Origin of the sequence: Streptomyces xantholiticus (assembly GCF_014651015.1) — a bacterium.
GTDB lineage: Bacteria > Actinomycetota > Actinomycetes > Streptomycetales > Streptomycetaceae > Streptomyces > Streptomyces xantholiticus.
Genome location: NZ_BMWB01000009.1, coordinates 40037 through 59034 on the forward strand (window position 1 = coordinate 40037; position 18998 = coordinate 59034).

Annotated in this window: 16 protein-coding genes; 7 read left to right on the forward strand and 9 right to left on the reverse strand. The window is 67.2% G+C overall.

Annotated features, from left to right (window positions below):
• Positions 1-14: 14 nt before the first annotated feature.
• Entirely contained in the window at positions 15-2345 is a 2331-nt protein-coding gene (locus tag IE198_RS16045; protein ID WP_189887022.1) for a DUF6049 family protein, read from the reverse strand.
• 186 nt (positions 2346-2531) lie between these two features.
• On the opposite strand from IE198_RS16045, the gene IE198_RS16050 reads away from it, so the two are divergent.
• Positions 2532-3998 (forward strand): CCA tRNA nucleotidyltransferase, encoded by a 1467-nt coding sequence (locus IE198_RS16050; protein WP_189887024.1) that lies wholly within the window; start codon positions 2532-2534, stop codon positions 3996-3998.
• 81 nt (positions 3999-4079) lie between these two features.
• Here IE198_RS16050 and IE198_RS16055 read toward each other — a convergent pair whose 3' ends face one another.
• The 4 genes from IE198_RS16055 to IE198_RS16070 all read right to left on the reverse strand — a co-directional run bounded on the left by IE198_RS16055 (position 4080) and on the right by IE198_RS16070 (position 7907).
• Positions 4080-4655: an LppU/SCO3897 family protein gene (locus IE198_RS16055; protein WP_189887026.1), complete on the reverse strand. Its 576-nt coding sequence runs from the start codon at positions 4653-4655 to the stop codon at positions 4080-4082.
• A gap of 48 nt (positions 4656-4703) precedes the next feature.
• Positions 4704-5972, reverse strand: a complete 1269-nt coding sequence (locus IE198_RS16060; protein ID WP_189887028.1) for an MFS transporter — start codon at positions 5970-5972, stop codon at positions 4704-4706.
• 76 nt (positions 5973-6048) lie between these two features.
• Positions 6049-7131, reverse strand: a complete 1083-nt coding sequence (locus IE198_RS16065; protein WP_189887030.1) for an inositol-3-phosphate synthase — start codon at positions 7129-7131, stop codon at positions 6049-6051.
• 59 nt (positions 7132-7190) lie between these two features.
• Positions 7191-7907 carry a PadR family transcriptional regulator gene (locus IE198_RS16070; protein WP_189887032.1) on the reverse strand — a complete coding sequence of 239 codons (717 nt, stop codon included), beginning with the start codon at positions 7905-7907 and terminating at the stop codon, positions 7191-7193.
• 359 nt (positions 7908-8266) lie between these two features.
• Here IE198_RS16070 and IE198_RS16075 point away from each other — a divergent pair, with 359 nt between their 5' ends.
• Entirely contained in the window at positions 8267-10930 is a 2664-nt protein-coding gene (locus IE198_RS16075; protein WP_189887034.1) for a transglycosylase domain-containing protein, read from the forward strand.
• A gap of 158 nt (positions 10931-11088) precedes the next feature.
• Positions 11089-12630 carry a glycosyltransferase family 87 protein gene (locus IE198_RS16080; protein ID WP_189887036.1) on the forward strand — a complete coding sequence of 514 codons (1542 nt, stop codon included), beginning with the start codon at positions 11089-11091 and terminating at the stop codon, positions 12628-12630.
• A gap of 106 nt (positions 12631-12736) precedes the next feature.
• Here the strand turns inward: IE198_RS16080 and IE198_RS16085 are convergent, their stop codons facing one another.
• From IE198_RS16085 to IE198_RS16095, 3 genes are all read right to left on the reverse strand, one after another.
• Positions 12737-13768, reverse strand: coding sequence for an alanine racemase (locus IE198_RS16085; protein WP_189887276.1), 1032 nt, complete (start codon positions 13766-13768; stop codon positions 12737-12739).
• Between the two features lie 89 nt (positions 13769-13857).
• Positions 13858-14976: a lipid II:glycine glycyltransferase FemX gene (locus IE198_RS16090; protein ID WP_189887039.1), complete on the reverse strand. Its 1119-nt coding sequence runs from the start codon at positions 14974-14976 to the stop codon at positions 13858-13860.
• A 161-nt stretch (positions 14977-15137) separates the two neighbouring features.
• Positions 15138-15452 (reverse strand): hypothetical protein, encoded by a 315-nt coding sequence (locus tag IE198_RS16095; protein WP_189887041.1) that lies wholly within the window; start codon positions 15450-15452, stop codon positions 15138-15140.
• A 270-nt stretch (positions 15453-15722) separates the two neighbouring features.
• Here IE198_RS16095 and rpsF point away from each other — a divergent pair, with 270 nt between their 5' ends.
• From rpsF to rplI, 4 genes are all read left to right on the forward strand, one after another.
• Positions 15723-16013, forward strand: a complete 291-nt coding sequence (gene rpsF, locus IE198_RS16100; protein ID WP_004950685.1) for a 30S ribosomal protein S6 — start codon at positions 15723-15725, stop codon at positions 16011-16013.
• A 74-nt stretch (positions 16014-16087) separates the two neighbouring features.
• Entirely contained in the window at positions 16088-16669 is a 582-nt protein-coding gene (locus IE198_RS16105) for a single-stranded DNA-binding protein (RefSeq protein WP_189887043.1), read from the forward strand.
• A 43-nt stretch (positions 16670-16712) separates the two neighbouring features.
• Positions 16713-16949 (forward strand): 30S ribosomal protein S18, encoded by a 237-nt coding sequence (rpsR, locus tag IE198_RS16110; protein ID WP_005315025.1) that lies wholly within the window; start codon positions 16713-16715, stop codon positions 16947-16949.
• Positions 16950-16967: 18 nt separating this feature from the next.
• Entirely contained in the window at positions 16968-17414 is a 447-nt protein-coding gene (rplI, locus tag IE198_RS16115; protein ID WP_005315027.1) for a 50S ribosomal protein L9, read from the forward strand.
• A 94-nt stretch (positions 17415-17508) separates the two neighbouring features.
• Here rplI and IE198_RS16120 read toward each other — a convergent pair whose 3' ends face one another.
• Positions 17509-18846, reverse strand: a complete 1338-nt coding sequence (locus IE198_RS16120) for an MATE family efflux transporter (protein WP_189887045.1) — start codon at positions 18844-18846, stop codon at positions 17509-17511.
• Positions 18847-18998 lie beyond the last annotated feature (152 nt).

The window sequence follows — 18998 nt, forward strand, 5'->3', positions numbered from 1 at the left end:
GGCCACGACATCGCTCAACGGTCCACCTTCTCACCAGCGCCCGACGGGTTGCCGCTTTCCGGTCCGGTGTCAGGTGCGAGGTCACTCGGCTGCTCAGCATCCGCACCCTCGACGTCACTCTCCGTGTCCGAGGTGTCCTGATCCCTCCCGGGGCCGGCCTCCTCCGCGGCAGCGGCGCGCTTGCGCTGTGTGTACATCCTGACGCCGGCGAGGACGAGCAGGAGCACACCGCCGGCGAGGACGAGCATGACGGTCGGAGTGACCTCCGAGACCTTCACCGTGAACGACATCGGCCGGCCATAGGGAGTGCCGTCCTCGGTGTAGAGCTGCGCGGTCATCTGAACCTGGCCGTTGGCGTTGGCGGCGGCCGGGAACTTCACCGACTGGCTGTGGCCGCCCTCGACCTTGATCGGCTGCTCCGCCACCCCCTTGTTCCTGTCCCCGTCGAGGTGGAGACGGTTGGGGTTGTTGGACTTCAGCCGGAGCACAAGGTCGTCGATTCCCTGGACCAGCTGGTTCTGCACCGTGACAGGGATGGTCGCACTGCGCCCTGACAGAGTCACGGCCGACTTCTCGATCAGTTGGACCTCTTCGGTCAGGCTCTGCAGATACGACTGGACCCCGTCCCGGTACTGCTGTGCGGCCACCGGCTTGCCCCGCCAGGCCGCCGACAACTCACGGTCGACGGCTCGCCCGAACGGTGCCTCCACCCGGTCCGCGAAGGTGAGAATGACCTTGAACTTGTCGAGGGTGTTCTGCGTCTCCCTGATGTCCTTGAAGGCCTGGACAGGCAGCTCCTGCTTGCGCAGCCCGGCAGGGTACTGGGAGGCGCTGGGCACCTTGGTGTTCGCGTCGGCGTCCGGCTTGGCGGAGCCCGCGGCGACCAGGTCCAGCGGTTGTGTCCAGCGCTGGGGCTCCAGGGCGCGCAATGCGCGGGCCATGGACTGGGCCTGGGCGATCGTGGGCACGCGCTGCGGGGCCACGACGATGCTCCGCTGGTTCTCCGGTTGCTGGAGGGTCAGGGCCAGCGACTGGGAGAGGAACTTCTGCACGGCGAGCGTGGACTCGCCGGCGCGGGTCATGTCGCCCTGGAAGGCGGTCGACAGGCGGGTGTCGGCGACCACGGCCGTCGTGCCGCCACCGATCGGACGGGCCGCGGTTGGCGTGTAGGAGAGGTTGTCCTGGAGGCTGTCGCTACGGGCGATCACCTTGTGCGCTCCGGCCGAAGTGGCCACATCGACGATCGAGGAGTCGATCGCGCCCTCCACCGGCCAGGCGAAATCGAGGGATGGCTTCACGTGGAGAATCGTCTCCACTGTGACCTCTGCCACCTCTGTGGCCGGCTGCAGATGGCTGAGCGAGCCGGAGACAGACTTCCCCTTGTGCGCCAGCGAGGCGAGATCCGGGTCCGCGAAGGGAAGAGCGACCACTTTCTCGCCCTGCACGGCGGACTCCACGGCGCTCAGCCATCGCTTGGCCACGGCCTGGTTCTTGCCGGCGACCGTGGAGTCGCCGGCCTTCACCCGGTAGTTCCGTGTCATGGCGTCCACGGTGGCCAGGAGGTCCGGGTCGATGACCCAGGTCACCGGCAGGTCCCTGCCGAGGGAGACGAGCTGGTCGAGCCGTCCGCCGGGGGCGAGCTCGGCGGCCAGTGCCTCGTCCTCGAAGACGGGAGTCTGCTGTTCGTCCGAACCGGTCTCCGAGGTGAGATGGGTCGAGGAGATCAGCGGCCAGAGATAGGTGAGGCGCGTCTTCTTCTCCACGTCCTCCGGCTGCCAGGGCAGGAAAATCCGCTCGATGCCCAGCACCCGCTCGTAGGACTGGTTCGGCGTCTGTCCCGCGAGAGAGACTCCCAGCTGATAGACGCCGCCGTCGTCGTTGAGGTCGAGTTCATCGGCCGGTACCGAGAGCGTGAAGTCGTAAGAGACACCCGAGACCAGCTTCGGGAGCTCGACGCTGTACTTGTCGTCGACCGTCGGGGCATCGACCCCGTAGGTGAAGCCGGTTCTCCCCGCGGCCTCGTCGATGGCGGTACGGCCGATCAGCTCCGGACCCACCCGGAGATCGACGTGAGCATCGGTGACGGTCTCCCGCCCCTTGTTGACCACCGTTCCGGAGACGGTGATCTTGTCTTTCTCCCCCGGTGCTTCGGGTGTCAGTGTGTCCAGAGACACATCCACGGTCCGCGATCCGGTGGGTTCCTCAGCGGCGTACGCCGATTGCGCGGCGGGACCGCACAGCAGTCCGGCCACGAGTGGCACGCCGGTGATCAGGGAGGCTGTGCGACGCAGCCACCGGCGCGCAGGAGAAATGCGCATCCCCTGGAAGTCTGCCGCCTCGGCCACGCGCTCGTCCGTCCCTCGTCGTCTGCTGCCTCTGGTGGTTCTCCGCTTCTTGCGTCCACGCATGGTAACGAGGCCCGCTGTGTCCAAGTGCCGCGGAGTACTCCACAAGATCGGGAGCCGGTGCCTACCCTGCCTGCCCGGAAACGGGGACGACCCGGTCGGCCCGGGCACGTACCCTTTTCTGTTGTGCCGAACGCCAATGAAGACAACCCCACTGCCCTGAGCCAGGTGCAACGCCGCGCGGTGAGCGAACTGCTGCGGGTCTCACCCGTCGCCGACGACCTGGCTCGCCGTTTCCAGGATGCCGGATTCGGTCTTGCACTGGTCGGGGGCTCGGTCCGCGATGCGCTGCTCGGTCGGCTCGGCAATGATCTCGACTTCACGACGGACGCCCGGCCCGAGGATGTGTTGAAGATCGTCCGTCCATGGGCGGATTCCGTGTGGGACGTCGGTATCGCCTTCGGTACGGTCGGTGCTCAGAAGAACGGACCCGTCGGCGACTCCGTGCAGCGCTTCCAGATCGAGGTGACCACCTACCGCTCGGAGGCGTACGACCGGACGTCGCGCAAGCCGGAAGTTTCCTACGGAGACTCCATCGAGGAGGACCTCGTCCGTCGCGACTTCACGGTCAACGCAATGGCGGTGGCGCTGCCGGAGAAGGAGTTCATCGATCCGCACGGCGGCCTGGAGCACCTCGCCCTGCGAGTCCTGCGTACGCCCGGCACTCCGGAGGAGTCCTTCTCCGACGATCCGCTGCGCATGATGCGGGCAGCGCGTTTTGCCGCACAGCTCGACTTCGAGGTGGCGCCCGAGGTGGTGTCGGCCATGAAGGCCATGGCAGGTCGTATCGAGATCGTGTCGGCCGAGCGCGTGCGCGATGAACTGAACAAGCTGCTTCTGTCCGCGCACCCCCGTAAGGGGCTTGCGCTCCTCGTCGATACCGGTCTTGCCGCGTATGTGCTGCCCGAGCTTCCGGCGCTTCGGTTGGAGAGTGACGAGCACCACCGCCACAAGGACGTCTACGAGCACTCGCTCACGGTGCTGGATCAGGCCATCGCCCTGGAGGAGGACGGGCCCGACCTGGTGCTGCGGCTGGCCGCCCTGCTGCATGACATCGGCAAGCCCCGGACGCGGCGGTTCGAGCCGGACGGCCGGGTCTCTTTCCATCACCACGAGGTGGTGGGCGCCAAGATGACCAAGAAGCGGATGATGGCGCTCAAGTACTCGAACGAAACGGTCAAGGACGTCTCGCGGCTTGTGGAGCTGCATCTGCGCTTCCACGGCTATGGAACCGGCGAGTGGACCGATTCCGCGGTTCGACGTTACGTGCGCGATGCGGGGCCGTTGCTGGACCGACTGCACAAGTTGACGCGGTCGGACTGCACCACGCGGAACAAGCGCAAGGCCGGAACTCTCTCCCGCGCCTACGACGGTCTCGAGGAGCGCATCGCACAGCTCAAGGAGCAGGAGGAGCTCGACGCGATCAGGCCGGACCTGAACGGCAATGAGATCCAGGAGGTCCTGGGGATCGGTCCGGGTCCGGTGATCGGCAAGGCGTACGCCTTCCTCCTCGAGCTGCGCCTGGAGAACGGGCCGATGGAGCGCGACGCAGCGGTGTCGGCGCTCAAGGAGTGGTGGGCGAGTCAGTCCTGAGCGCGAATCGGCGCGATGTTTCACGTGAAACATCGCGCCGATTCGTCGTGGTCGGGNNACCCCCCCCCCCCGACGGGCAAGCTACTTCTTGATCTCGTTGAGGCAGAGCACGAACGACTTGCCCGAACTGCGCCTGCCTCCGCTGGTCTGCTCGTAGTAGCCGATGTCGGCCTTGCCTTCGCAGATCGCCGAGTCCGTGGTGTCGGCGTGCACGGAGACCACCTTGAAGGCCGCCTCGGAGCCCCCGCAGTCGACCACCTGCAGATCGGGGTTGATGTCATTGCCGCTGTTCTTGAGGCAGTCGCCGACCTTGGCGGTGTCCGCGTCGTCCTGGCCCATGAACCAGAACACGGCGAATGCGATCGCTGCCAGGACGCCTACGACTATCTGGAACTTCATCTTGAGGCTGAGGCGGCTGCGCGTGGGTGCCGGGGGCGGCGGTGGCGGCGCGCCCCACTGCTGCTGAGCCGCCTGCGGCTGCTGCGGATGGCCGTACCCGGGCTGCGGCTGTGCCTGCTGCGGGTAGCCGTATCCCGGCTGCGGCTGGGGCGGCTGCTGCTGGGGGTATCCGTACCCCGGCTGGGGCTGTTGGGGCGGCTGACCGTACGGGCCCGGCTGCCCGTAAGGGCCCTGTCCCTGCTGCGGCGGATATGTCATGCGGAGGTTCCCCCGTGAATGTGTGCTCGAATGTTTGACGCGCGCACGCTATAGCACTCGGCCGACATGGCTCCAACGGGCCAGGGTGGCGGCCACTATTGCGTAGATCACCGCCACCATGACGACCAGCGGAACCGACCGGCCGTCAGGAGGGAGCATGAGAGCGGCGATCGCCGCTGCTCCGACGAAGGCGACGTTGAACAGCACGTCGTAAAGGGAGAAGACCCTGCCACGGAAGGCGTCGTCCACGGACGTCTGCACCACGGTGTCCGTTGCGATCTTCGAGCCCTGGGTGATGAGCCCGAGCATGAATGCGGCGGCAAGTATCGGCTCTGGGGTGAAGGGCAACGCCAGGGCCGGTAGCAGGACGGCGGCGGCTGCCGCGCAGGCCACCATCCATCCGTACCGGCCGAGTCTTCCGATCGCCCAGGGGGACACCACGGCCGCTGCGAAGAAGCCGGCCCCTGAGAAGGCGAGGGCGAGGCCCAGCAGGGCGAGTCCGTCCGACTCGTCGGTGGACCATGAGTAGCGGCACAGCATGAGCACCATGACCGTCAGCGCCCCGTAGCAGAAACGCAGCATCGTCATCGCGGCGAGCGCATGGGCCGCGTCCAGGCGCCGGCCCAGGTGCCGTAGCCCGTCCAGCAGTCCTCGTGCGGTGGAGGCGAGCGCGGCACCCAGGCGGGGTTGCAGCATGTCCGGGTCCGGCCCGAGGAGTTCGCGGCCCATGCGCAGCGATGCGAGCGCCGAACAGAGATAGAGCACTGCTCCGAGCAGGACGACCGCGGCGTCCGAGTCGGAGGCGACCAGCCGCATCAGGAAGGCCAGTCCGCCGCCGGCGGTCGCGGCCAGCGTTCCCGCCGTCGGTGAGAGGGAGTTGGCCATGACGAGACGGTCGGAGTCGACGACACGCGGCAGGGCTGCCGAGAGTCCGGCCAGGACGAAACGGTTGACGGCGGTCACGGACAACGCAGAGGCATAGAAGAGCCAGTCCGGGACGGAGGCAAGGATGAGAAGGGCAGTGCAGCCGGCGAGCAGGGCGCGCAGCAGATTCCCGTAGAGGAAGATCTGGCGGCGTTGCCAGCGGTCCAGCAGGACCCCGGCGAACGGGCCGACGAAGGAGTAAGGGAGGAGCAGCACGGCCATGGCGGAGGCGATCGCTGCCGGGGACGTCTGCTTCTCCGGAGAGAAGACCACGTATGTGGCGAGGGCGACCTGGTAGACGCCGTCGGCCGCCTGGGAGAGCAACCGCACGGTCAGCAGTCGGCGGAAGTCCGGCAGGCGCAGGAGTACGCGCAGATCACGTACGACGGGCATGCGAGTAAGGGTCACACACGCGGAGGGTCCCCGGGGGAACGACCCGGGGACCCTCCGCGACGGCAGGTGGAAACGCTTAGCGCTCGACCTCGCCCTTGATGAACTTCTCGACGCTCTCGCGAGCCACGTCGTCGAAGTACTGCACCGGCGGGGACTTCATGAAGTACGAGGACGCGGAGAGGATCGGGCCGCCGATGCCGCGGTCCTTGGCGATCTTCGCGGCGCGCAGGGCGTCAATGATGACACCCGCCGAGTTCGGGGAGTCCCAGACCTCGAGCTTGTACTCCAGGTTCAGCGGGACGTCACCGAAGGCACGGCCCTCGAGGCGCACATAGGCCCACTTGCGGTCGTCCAGCCAGGCCACGTAGTCCGACGGGCCGATGTGGACGTTCTTCTCGCCCAGGTCACGGTCGGGGATCTGCGAGGTGACGGCCTGCGTCTTCGAGATCTTCTTGGACTCCAGGCGCTCACGCTCGAGCATGTTCTTGAAGTCCATGTTGCCGCCGACGTTCAGCTGCATCGTGCGGTCCAGGATGACACCCCGGTCCTCGAAGAGCTTCGCCATGACGCGGTGCGTGATGGTGGCACCGACCTGGGACTTGATGTCGTCGCCGACGATCGGGACACCGGCCTCGGTGAACTTGTCCGCCCACTCCTTGGTGCCGGCGATGAAGACCGGAAGAGCGTTGACGAACGCGACCTTGGCGTCGATGGCGCACTGCGCGTAGTACTTCGCAGCTTCCTCGGAACCGACGGGCAGGTAGCAGACCAGGACGTCGACCTGCTTGTCCTTGAGGATCTGGACGATGTCGACCGGGGCCTCGGCGGACTCCTCGATGGTCTGGCGGTAGTACTTGCCGAGACCGTCGAGGGTGTGGCCACGCTGAACGGTGACGCCGGTGTTCGGCACGTCGCAGATCTTGATGGTGTTGTTCTCGCTGGCGCCGATGGCGTCCGACAGGTCGAGGCCGACCTTCTTGGCGTCCACGTCGAAGGCGGCCACGAACTCCACGTCACGCACGTGGTACTCGCCGAACTGCACGTGCATCAGACCCGGCACCTTGCCGGCCGGGTCGGCGTCCTTGTAGTACTCGACGCCCTGCACCAGCGAGGCGGCGCAGTTGCCCACGCCGACGATGGCTACGCGAACCGAACCCATTCCGGTTGCTCCCTGTGTGATCTCGGTATTCCGGATGAAACCCTGCGGTGCGCAGGGCCTCACTTGGCGGTGTCGTCGGACGGATCCGGCGGGGTGGAGCCGCCGGGAGGTGTCCCTCCAGAAGGCTCGTCATCCCTGTGCCGGGGCAGGCCGCCCGTCGCTCCAGATGTGTTGTCCTGCTGAGCGGTGCTCTCGGGGGAGGGCCGTCGCTGATCCCGCCCTGCCCGCTCGCTCTCGATGAGCTCGTTCAGCCAGCGCACTTCACGCTCCACGGATTCCATGCCGTGGCGCTGCAGCTCGAGGGTGTAGTCGTCGAGGCGCTCGCGGGTGCGGGCCAGCGAGGCGCGCATCTTCTCCAGGCGCTCCTCCAGCCGGCTGCGGCGGCCCTCGAGCACCCGCATCCTTACCTCGCGCTCCGTCTGGCCGAAGAAGGCGAAGCGTGCCGCGAAGTGCTCGTCCTCCCATGTGTCCGGTCCGGTGTGGGAGAGCAGCTCCTCGAAGTGCTCCTTACCTTCCGCCGTCAACCGGTAGACGATCTTGGCTCGTCGGCCCGCGAGAGAGGCGGCGAGGGCGTCCTCGGGAGCGTTCCCCGGTTCCTCGATCAACCAGCCGTTGGCGACCAGCGTCTTGAGGCAGGGATACAGGGTCCCGTAGCTGAAGGCCCGGAAGATTCCCAGTGACGTGTTGAGCCGTTTGCGCAGCTCGTAACCGTGCATCGGGGCTTCACGGAGGAGACCGAGAACGGCGAACTCGAGGATGCCGGAGCGCCTGCTCACAGTCGCCTCCTTCGCCTGGCCCGGTTACTTATGTCGTGCTGATGTATCGATTCGATACATCAGCACGATAGAACGACGCGACTGCTGCGACAAGAGGGGTCATCGTGAGCGGCGTCACATCGTCAATTCGTAGGGGGCGAGTTGCCTGATTTGGGGTGAACTTCAGGCCTAGGAGGGTTTTGGCCGTGCGTAGTCTGTGCGGATGCAGACCACCGGGAACCATGTGACGTCCCCAGGCGTCATCGCCGTGGATGCACAGCGGATAGGTCCTTCGCAGGGCCTGTCCGTGTCCATTTCGGGGGGACCGGAACTCAACTGCCGCTTCCAGGCGTCTCGCCTGCCCGAGGAGTAGTCGTTCGATGAGCGAGCACCGTCGCAAACCGCCGCAGCCACAGGGTGGCGGGCGAGCCGCGGCCAGACGCGCCGCCCAGCAGCCTTCCGGCCGTCGAGGCGCCCCACTGCGGGGCGCCGCATCGGCCTCTCCCTCCGTTTCCCATGGCGAGGAGCGCCCCTATGGCGGCCGCGCCGCGGCCCGGCGTGCCGCGCAACGGGCCGGCGGCCGCCGCGGCGCCGACGGGCACGAGGTTGCCGGCCGGCGCGGCGTACCGGGCAAGAAGCGGCTGATCGACTACCCCCGCCATGACAAGTACGGATGGCGTCGCTGGGTGCCATCGTGGAAGCTCGTCACCGGTCTGTTCCTGGGGTTCCTCGCCAGTCTGATGGCGGCGGGGACGATCGCCTACGCCATGGTCGGCGTCCCCGAGCCGGCCAAGATCGCCGGCGCGCAGAACAACGTCTACTACTGGGGCGACGGCTCGCAGATGGTCGCGACCGGTGGTGAGGTCAACCGGCAGATCATCGGCATCGACCAGATCCCCGGGGACATGCAGAACGCCGTCATCTCGGCGGAGAACAAGACCTTCCGCAAGGACTCGGGCATCGACCCGATGGGCATCGGTCGGGCGCTGTTCAACATGGCCCGGGGCGAGCAGACCCAGGGTGGCTCGACCATCACCCAGCAGTACGTGAAGAACGCGCGGCTGAACAACCAGGACCAGACGCTCAGCCGTAAGTTCAAAGAGCTGTTCATCTCCATGAAGATCGACTCGGAGATGGAGAAGTCCGAGATCATGGCGGGCTACCTCAACACTTCCTTTTACGGACGTGGCGCCTACGGCATCCAGGCGGCCGCCCGCACGTACTTCAACAAGGACGCCAAGCAACTGAACGCGAGCGAGTGCGCCGTCCTGGCCTCCCTCCTCAAGGGCGCTACCTACTACGACCCGGCCGGCGCCACCGCCATCGACTCGACGGCGACCAAGGAGGCCAACACCGAGCGGCTGAGGAAGCGCTGGGGCTGGATCCTCGACGAGATGGTCAAGGACGGGCACCTGAAACCCGCGGAACGCCAGACGTACACCGAGCTCCCCACAGTGCAGAAGCCCCGTAAGAACGCGCAGCTCAGCGGTCAGATCGGTTATCTGGTCGACCTGGCCAAGGCCAACTTCGTCAACAAGAACACCGAGGGAATCACTGCCGAGGACCTCACCAAGGGCGGCTACGAGATCCACACGACCTTCGACAAGAAGAAGGTCGCCGAGCTCGAGAAGGCCGTCAAGAAGGTCATCGACGAGAACATCGACCCGAAGAAGCGTCCCAAGACGGACACCCACGTGCAGTTCGGTGGTGCTTCGGTCGATCCCCGGACGGGACAGATCGTCGCGATCTACGGCGGTGAGGATGCGACGAAGCACTTCACCAACAACGCCGACGCGACGGGCGCACAGGTCGGCTCGACGTTCAAGCCGTTCGTGCTCGCTGCTGCCATGCGTGACGGTGTCCGAGACCCCGAGCTCGGTGCGGAGCAGGGGGCCGACACCCGCCGAATCGTCGATCCCGACAAGAGCCGGTACAACGGCAAGAACAAGCTCAAGATCAGGAACTGGGACGGTTCCGTCTGGCAGAACGAGGAAGGCAAGGAGTGGCTCCAGACCAACGACGGTCAGGAGAACTACGGCAACATCAGCCTCCGCGAAGCCATGATCCACTCTGCCAACTCCCCCTATGTGCAGCTCGGTATGGACATCGGCATCCCGCAGGTCAGGGAGGCGGCCATCGACGCGGGGCTGCTCGAGTCCAGCCTGGCCAAGTCGAACGTGCCGTCCTTCTCGCTCGGCATCTCCGAACCGAGTGCCATCCGTATGGCCGGTGCCTACGGGACCTTCGCCGCCGAGGGCGAGCAGCGTGAGCCGTACTCGGTGAAGTTCGTCGAGCACGAGGGGGTGAAGGTCTACGAACACGAGGAGCAGGCCGAGCAGGCCTTCGACGAGAACGTCGCCAACAACGTGACCGATGTGCTCAGGGATGTCGTCGACGACGAGGAGGGCACCGGTAAGAACGCCCGGCTCCCCGGACGTCAGGTCGCCGGCAAGACCGGTACGACCGACGGCAACAAGTCGGCATGGTTCGTCGGCTACACGCCGCAGCTGTCGACGGCGATCGACATGTACCGCCTGGACGACAACGAGAAGAACAAGAAGCGCGAGTTCCTCGAGATGTACGGCACCGGTGACCAGAACAAGATCCACGGTGCGTCGTTCCCGTCCGAGATCTGGCAGGACTACATGTCGAACGCCCTCAAGGGCACGAAGATCATGGAGTTCCCCGAGCCGGAGCCCATCGACGGCGAGGCGGTCTTCGGTGGCGGCGCGGTCAGTCCCAAGCCGACCCCGAGCAGCTCTCCCTCCGAATCCCCGTCCTCGAGCCCCTCGGAGTCCCCGTCCCAGTCCCCGTCGAAGACTCCGGGGCGGCCTTCGGAGTCCTGCAACCCGTGGGAGGACTGGACCTGCGGCGTCGACGGTGGTACCAGCACCGGCACCGATCAGGGCGGCGACAACGGCGGCGTGACGACCAGCCCGTCGACAACACCCGACAGTGACGGCGGCACGGACACCGGTGGAAACGGCAACACCGGCGGGAACGGCAACTCCGGCGGTGGCCTCTTCGGGGGCTCGGACGGCTGAGAGTGACGTACGAGTGCCGCTGACGGCCGACGTCTGACGGCGCTCGCCCGCACCGCCCACGAGGGCCGCCGCACCCGGGAAGGCGCGCAACGATTGCGCCGATCACCGGGGCGGCGGCCCTCGCCGTATCCCCCACCCCGTACGGCAGGATGTGCACCATGCCCAGCGCAGAAGAGACGAGCGTGTACGAGGAACGGTCCGACGCACGCCCCGCCCCGTCCGAGGTACGTCCCACACGGCGTGACCGGGTCGCCACGGCCGGCAGCGAGCTGATCGGCGGCCCGGCCGGACGCTGGGCAGTGCGCAGCGGCAACAGCCGGTTCACGCCGGTGCATGTGGTGGCGCTCGTCGCCATCGGCATGTTCGCGCTCGGCATGGTGCAGAAGCTGCCCTGCTACAACTGGGCCTGGTTCAGGGGGACGAGCTCGCAGTACACCCATGCCTGCTACTCGGACATCCCCCACCTGTTCGTGGGCCGTGGCTTCTCCGAGGGCCTGATCGCCTACTTCGACCGGCTCCCCGGCGACATGGAGTACCTCGAGTACCCCGTGCTGACCGGCGTCTTCATGCAGGTCGCTTCCTGGATCAGCCATGTGGGCGGCAGCTCGGGCCAGAACCAGCAGCAGCTGTACTGGATGATCAACGCGGGCATGTTGATGATCTGTGCCGCGGTCATCGCCGTCTGTGCCGCCCGCACCCATCGCCGGCGCCCTTGGGACGCCCTGCTCGTCGCCCTGGCACCGGCCTTCGCGCTCACCGCCACCATCAACTGGGATCTGCTCGCGGTGGCGCTGACCGCGGCTGCGATGCTGATGTGGTCACGCGGCAGGCCGCTCGCGTTCGGCGTCCTCATCGGACTGGCGACCGCCGCCAAGCTCTACCCCGTGCTGCTGCTCGGTCCTCTGCTGGTCCTGTGCTGGCGGGCCGGTAAATGGCGCGAATTCACCGTGGCGACGATCGCCGCGGCCGCGGCCTGGCTCGCCGTCAATCTGCCGGTGATGCTGCTCGCACCGGAGGGTTGGAAGAAGTTCTATTCCTTCAGCCAGGAACGGCAGATCGACTTCGGCTCGTTCTGGCTGATCATCACGCAGCGTACCGGCGACTCGATCGATGTCGAGAAGGTCAACACCTACGCCACCCTGCTGATGCTCCTCGCCTGCGCCGGCATCGGCCTGCTCATTCTGCGGGCTCCCCGCCGCCCCCGCTTCGCCCAGGTCGCCTTCCTGGTCGTGGCCGCGTTCATCCTCACGAACAAGGTCTACTCGCCGCAGTACGTGCTGTGGCTGATTCCGCTGGCCGCCCTGGCCCGCCCGCGCTGGCGTGACTTCCTGGTCTGGCAGGCGTGCGAAGTCATGTACTACCTCGGGATCTGGATGTACCTGGCGTACACGACCAGCCCCAAGCACCAGGGACTGCCGGCCGAGGGCTACCAACTGGCCATCGCGCTGCATCTGCTCGGGACGCTGTATCTCTGCGCCGTGATCGTGCGCGACGCCCTCATGCCGGAACGCGACGGTGTACGCCAGGACGGCTCGGACGACCCCGGTGGCGGCGTACTCGACGGCGCGCCCGACGTGTTCGTCCTGGGGGCGGCGGCGTATCCGCCGCGCCATGCCGCACACGCCGAGGAAGGGCCGCGCGTGGAGTGGGGCGCCTCCCTGGCCGGCGGCGGGGAGACAGGGCCGCGACCGTCGGCCTGAGTCCGGACGCTCTTCGAGGGCGCTCCCCCGGGCCCTCTCCGGTCCGGCGCCCGCCCCACAGTCAAACGGTCCTTCGTCGGGATCAGGTCAGACCCCACGAGAGGCCCTAGCGGTCCACCAGACGGTCGAACTGGGTCGTCGTGTGCCGCAGGTGCGCGACCAGTTCGTCCCCGACCTTCGGCTCCTGGGCGTCGGCGGGCACGAAGAGGATCGAGACCTGCATGTGGGGCGGCTCGGCGAACCAGCGCTGCTTGCCCGCCCACACGAACGGCGACAGATTGCGGTTGACCGTCGCCAGGCCCGCCCGTGCCACGCCCTTGGCGCGTGGCATCACTCCGTGCAGTGCTTTCGGGGCCTCCAGGCCCACGCCGTGGGACGTACCGCCCGCCACGACCACGAGCCAGCCGTCGGACGCCACCTTCTGCTGGCGGTAGCCGAAACGATCTCCCTTGGCCACACGGGTGACGTCGAGAACGGCCCCGCGGTACTCGGTCGACTCGTGGTCGCCGAGCCACAGTCGGGTGCCGATACGGGCGCGGAACCGGGTCTGCGGGAACTGCTGCTGCAGCCTGGCCTGCTCCGGGGCGCGCAGATGGCTCACGAACATCGTGTGCAGCGGCAGCCTGGCCGCACGCAGCCGGTCCATCCAGCCGATGACCTCCTCGACCGCGTCGGAACCGTCCGTGCGGTCCAGCGGAAGGTGCAGGGCGAAGCCCTCCAGCCGTACGTCCTCGATGGCCGCGTGCAGGTGGCCGAGGTCCTGCTCGGCGATGCCGTGCCGCTTCATCGAACTCATGCATTCGATGACGACCCGTGCGCCCACCAGCGCGTGCACTCCGTCGACCGAGGACACCGAGCGGACCACCCGGTCCGGCAGCGGCACCGGCTCCTCACCGCGCCGGAACGGCGTGAGCACCAGCAGGTCCCCACCGAACCAGTCCTTGATCCGCGCGGCCTCGTACGTGGTGCCCACGGCCAGCATGTCGGCACCGAAGCGCGCAGCCTCCTCCGACAGCCGTTCGTGGCCGAAGCCGTAGCCATTGCCCTTGCAGACCGGGACGAGACCGGGGAACTGGTCGATCACCGACTTCTGGTGCGCCCGCCAGCGAGCGGTGTCGACGTAGAGGGAGAGCGCCATGGCCGGCCCGGAACCTTTCTGGTGGCTGCGGTGTATCAGAGACATGTATGAGAGTGAGTGACGAGACTACGGAGTCGTCCGCGACGTCGTCAGCGACGCGACATGTAGATGTCCAGCGCCTTGTGGAGCAGCTTGTTGAGCGGGAAGTCCCACTCACCGACGTACTCGACGGCCTCTCCACCGGTGCCGACCTTGAACTGGATGAGACCGAAGAGGTGGTCGGTCTCGTCGAGCGAGTCGCTGATGCCCCGCAGGTCGTAGACCGTCGCGCCCATGGCGTACGCGTCGCGAAGCATCCGCCACTGCATCGCGTTCGAGGGCCGGACCTCGCGCCCGATGTTGTCCGAAGCGCCGTAGGAGTACCAGACGTGGCCACCGACGACCAGCATCGTCGCCGCCGACAGATTGACCCCGTTGTGCCGCGCGAAGTAGAGGCGCATGCGGTTCGGGTCCTCGCTGTTCAGCACCGTCCACATGCGCTGGAAGTACGACAGCGGACGCGGCCGGAAGCGGTCCCGCTCGGCAGTGATCTCATACAGACGCTGCCACTCCTCGAGGTCCTCGTAGCGGCCCTGGACGACCTCGACGCCGGCCTTTTCGGCCTTCTTGATGTTGCGGCGCCACAGCTGGTTGAAGCCCTTGAGGACGTCGTCGAGCGAGCGGTTCGCCAACGGCACCTGATAGACGTAGCGCGGCTGCACGTCACCGAAGCCGGCCCCACCATCCTCGCCCTGCTGCCAGCCCATCTTGCGCAGCCTGTCCGCCACCTCGAAGGCGCGCGGTTCGATGTGCGTCGCCTCCACGTCCCGCAGGCGCTTCACGTCGGGGTCCTGGATCCCGGCCTTGATCGCCGGTGCGTCCCAGCGGCGGATGACGACGGGCGGGCCCATCTTCACGGAGAAGGCGCCCTGGTTCTTGAGGTGCGCCAGCATCGGCTGCAGCCAGTCGTCCAGGTTCGGGGCGTACCAGTTGATCACCGGGCCCTCGGGCAGGTACGCGAGATACCGCTTGATCTTGGGCAGCTGGCGGTAGAGGACCAGGCCCACGCCGACGAGTGCACCACTCTTGTCGAACCAGCCGAGGTTCTCCGAGCGCCACTCCGTCTTCACGTCCGCCCACGCCGGGACCTGGCAGTGACTCGCCGAGGGCAGGCCCTGGATGTAGGCCAGATGCTGCTCACGACTGATGGTCCTCAGGGTCAGGCTCATGCGGGGCGCTCCTCGGCAGGTGTGTCCCCATGGGTCAGGGGCTCCGGCTCTCGCGGCGAAGCCTACTGCGCTGAGGCAGGGCCCCGAATGGCTGTGGGCAGGAGCGGGCCGCCGATCGGCCCGCTCCTGCTCGCCGCTTCCGTGTGCGGCCGGCTCCCGTCTCAGCCGAGGACTCCGCCGAAGAGGCCGCCGTGGGCCATACCGAGGAAGAACCCCACGGCAGATGCGCCGAGACCGATGATCAGCAGGAACCGCTCACGCGTCGTCGCCGAGATGAACTGCCCGTACGCCCCGGTGACGATTCCGATGAGCCCGGCCCACGAACTCAGTAGATGCAGGTGATGGAACATCGCCGTGCTGAACGCGACAGCGCCGAGCACCAGGGTCACCGCCATCAGCGTGTCCTGGCGCGGATGGGGCTTTCCGTCCGTGTTGAGGAGAGAAGCGGGAGACTGACGTCGCATTGCCTGTGCCATGAGGCACCTCCTGGCTGAGCCGGAAGGCGGCGCATGGTAGCGCCGCGCGCACCCGATGTGTACAGATTGGGGCCATCGGTCACCGGATTTCAACCGGAAGCCTGGGTGCGGGTACTGTGTACGGTCTGCACCGGTGTCTGCCCAGGCCACGATGCGATCTCCACTCGACGAGGGGGATTGTCAGTGGCGGCCGATACCGTTGCTCACGCATCACGACCCTCCTGCCACGGATCGACCGTGGCCGCTGAGTCCAAAGGAGGTGGGTTCCACATGCGTCACTACGAGGTGATGGTCATCCTCGACCCCGATCTCGAGGAGCGCGCTGTCTCCCCGCTGATCGAGAACTTCCTCTCCGTCGTCCGTGAGGGCAACGGAAAGGTGGAGAAGGTCGACACCTGGGGCCGTCGTCGTCTCGCTTACGAGATCAAGAAGAAGCCCGAGGGCATCTACTCGGTCATCGACCTGCAGGCCGAGCCTGCGGTCGTCAAGGAGCTCGACCGCCAGATGAACCTGAACGAGTCGGTCCTCCGGACCAAGGTCCTCCGTCCCGAGACCCACTGAGCGCCTAGCTCAGAGGTCATCGGGTTCGAGTAGCAGCAAGCAGCCAGAAGCAATCCCCGCCGAGAGGTTCACCCATGGCAGGCGAGACCGTCATCACGGTCGTCGGCAATCTCGTCGACGACCCCGAGCTGCGCTTCACCCCGTCCGGTGCGGCGGTCGCGAAGTTCCGCGTCGCGTCCACTCCCCGCACCTTCGACCGTCAGACCAATGAGTGGAAGGACGGCGAAAGCCTCTTCCTCACCTGCTCGGTCTGGCGTCAGGCGGCGGAGAACGTCGCCGAGTCGCTTCAGAAGGGCATGCGCGTCGTCGTGCAGGGCCGACTGAAGCAGCGGTCCTACGACGACCGCGAGGGCGTCAAGCGCACGGTCTTCGAGCTGGACGTCGAGGAAGTCGGCCCCAGCCTCAAGAACGCCACGGCCAAGGTCACCAAGACCACCGGCCGCGGTGGCCAGGGTGGCTACGGGGGCGGCGGCGGCCAGCAGGGCGGCAGCTGGGGCGGCGGCCCCGGCGGCGGTCAGCAGCAGGGCGGCGGAGCACCCGCCGGCGACCCCTGGGCCACCGGAGCTCCGGCCGGCGGCGGCCAGCAGGGCGGGGGCGGCTGGGGCGGAAGCTCCGGCGGTTCCGGCGGCGGCTACTCGGACGAGCCGCCCTTCTAGGGCGGCCCGTACCCCCACTTCTTGATCACACAGGAGATACACCATGGCGAAGCCGCCTGTGCGCAAGCCTAAGAAGAAGGTCTGCGCGTTCTGCAAGGACAAGACCGCGTACGTGGACTACAAGGACACGAACATGCTGCGGAAGTTCATTTCCGACCGTGGCAAGATCCGTGCCCGCCGCGTGACCGGCAACTGCACGCAGCACCAGCGTGACGTCGCCACGGCCGTCAAGAACAGCCGTGAGATGGCGCTGCTGCCCTACACGTCCACCGCGCGATAAGGGGAGGGTGACAGAAACATGAAGATCATCCTTACCCACGAGGTCTCTGGCCTCGGCGCCGCCGGCGATGTCGTCGACGTCAAGGACGGATACGCCCGCAACTACCTGGTCCCGCGTGGTTTCGCGATCCGCTGGACCAAGGGTGGCGAGAAGGACGTGGCGCAGATCCGCCGCGCCCGCAAGATCCACGAGATTGCGACCATCGAGCAGGCCAACTCGATCAAGGGCCAGCTCGAGGCCGTCAAGGTGCGCCTTGCCGTTCGCTCCGGCGACGCCGGCCGCCTCTTCGGCTCCGTCACCCCGGCCGACATCGCCTCGGCGATCAAGGCCGCCGGTGGCCCGGAGGTCGACAAGCGTCGCGTCGAGCTCGGTTCGCCGATCAAGACCCTGGGCTCGCACCAGGTGTCCGTGCGTCTGCACCCCGAGGTCGCCGCGCAGCTCGGCGTCGAGGTCGTCGCCGCGTAAGCGCTGTGCTCGGTAGAGCAGCACGAAGGGCCGCACCCCTCGGGGTGCGGCCCTTCCGCGTGCGGTGGAAGGGCCGTTTCACGTGAAACGACGCTCAGCGGGTGGCTCCCGTGACGATCCATCGCCCTGAACGCGCACGCCACCAGAGCGTCAGCAGCCGGACGGTCATCATCAAGGTCATCGCCCACCACAGAGCGGTCAGACCGCCACCGAGAGCGGGGACCAGGAGCGCGACAGGCGCGAAGACCGCCAGGGTCAGCAGCATGGCGACCGCCAGATACGGCCCGTCTCCCGCGCCCATCAGCACGCCGTCCAGTACAAAGACCACCCCCGCGATCGGCTGGGAGACCGCGACGACCAGCAGCACGGGAATCAGCGTGTCCTGAACAGCCGGATCGCCCGTGAACAGTGGGGTGACAAGCGGCCGGGAGGCCACGACGAGGATTCCGAGCACCACGCCCGACGCCACACCCCACTGCACCATGCGCCGACATGCCTGTTGGGCCCCCATGGCGTCGTCGGCGCCCAGGTACCGGCCGATGATGGCCTGACCGGCGATGGCGATGGCGTCCAGCGCAAAGGCCATCAGGCTCCACAGGGAGAGCACGATCTGATGAGCGGCGATGTCCGCGTCGCCCAGGCGGGCCGCGACGGCTGTGGCGATCAGCAGGACAGCTCGCAGGGAGAGCGTGCGCACCAGGAGCGGCAAGCCCGCCTGGGCGCTGGCCCGTATCCCGGCGGCGTCGGGCCTCAGCGAGGAGCCGTGCTTCCGCGCTCCCCGGACCACGACGACGAGATAGGCGGCCGCCATGCCGCACTGGGCGATCACGGTGCCCCAGGCGGAGCCGGCGATACCGAGGTCCGCCCCGTAGACCAGGCCGGCGTTCAGGCCGGCGTTGGCGGCGAAGCCGCCGATGGCGACATACAGAGGAGTGCGCGTGTCCTGGAGGCCGCGAAGGACTCCGGTGGCGGCCAGCACGATCAGCATGGCGGGAATGCCAAGACTGGAGACGCGCAGATAGGTGATCGCATGGGGTGCGGCCGTCTCGGAGGCGCCGAACAGTTCCACCAGCCATGGGGCCGTCGGCAGGGTGACGCCGATGACAGCGATGCCGAGTCCCAGGGCCAGCCAGATGCCGTCCATCCCTTGCCGGATGGCGGCTTGGAGGTCGCCCGCACCAACCCGTCGCGCGACGGCGGCCGTGGTGGCATAGGCCAGGAAGACGAAGACGCTCACCGCGGTCATCAACAGGGCTGCAGCGACACCGAGGCCGGCCAGTTGTGGAGTACCGAGATGGCCGATGATGGCGCTGTCGACCATCACGAACAACGGCTCGGCGACGAGCGCTCCGAAGGCGGGCACGGCGAGCGCGATGATCTCCCGGTCGTGCAGCCGGCGCTGTTCCTTCGGCTCTGTCGGTGCCTGTGTCATGGCGCCAATGTAATCTTCCACAGGTAAGAGATGCAATCCGCCTGCACTCCTTACTGAGGGGTGCCTGGGCCGCTCGTCCGTGTGCCGTTTGTTCTGATCTTGGTCCGGCTGGGAAAGTTTTTCTCCCCCACAGGCGGTGGATGCTGAAACAG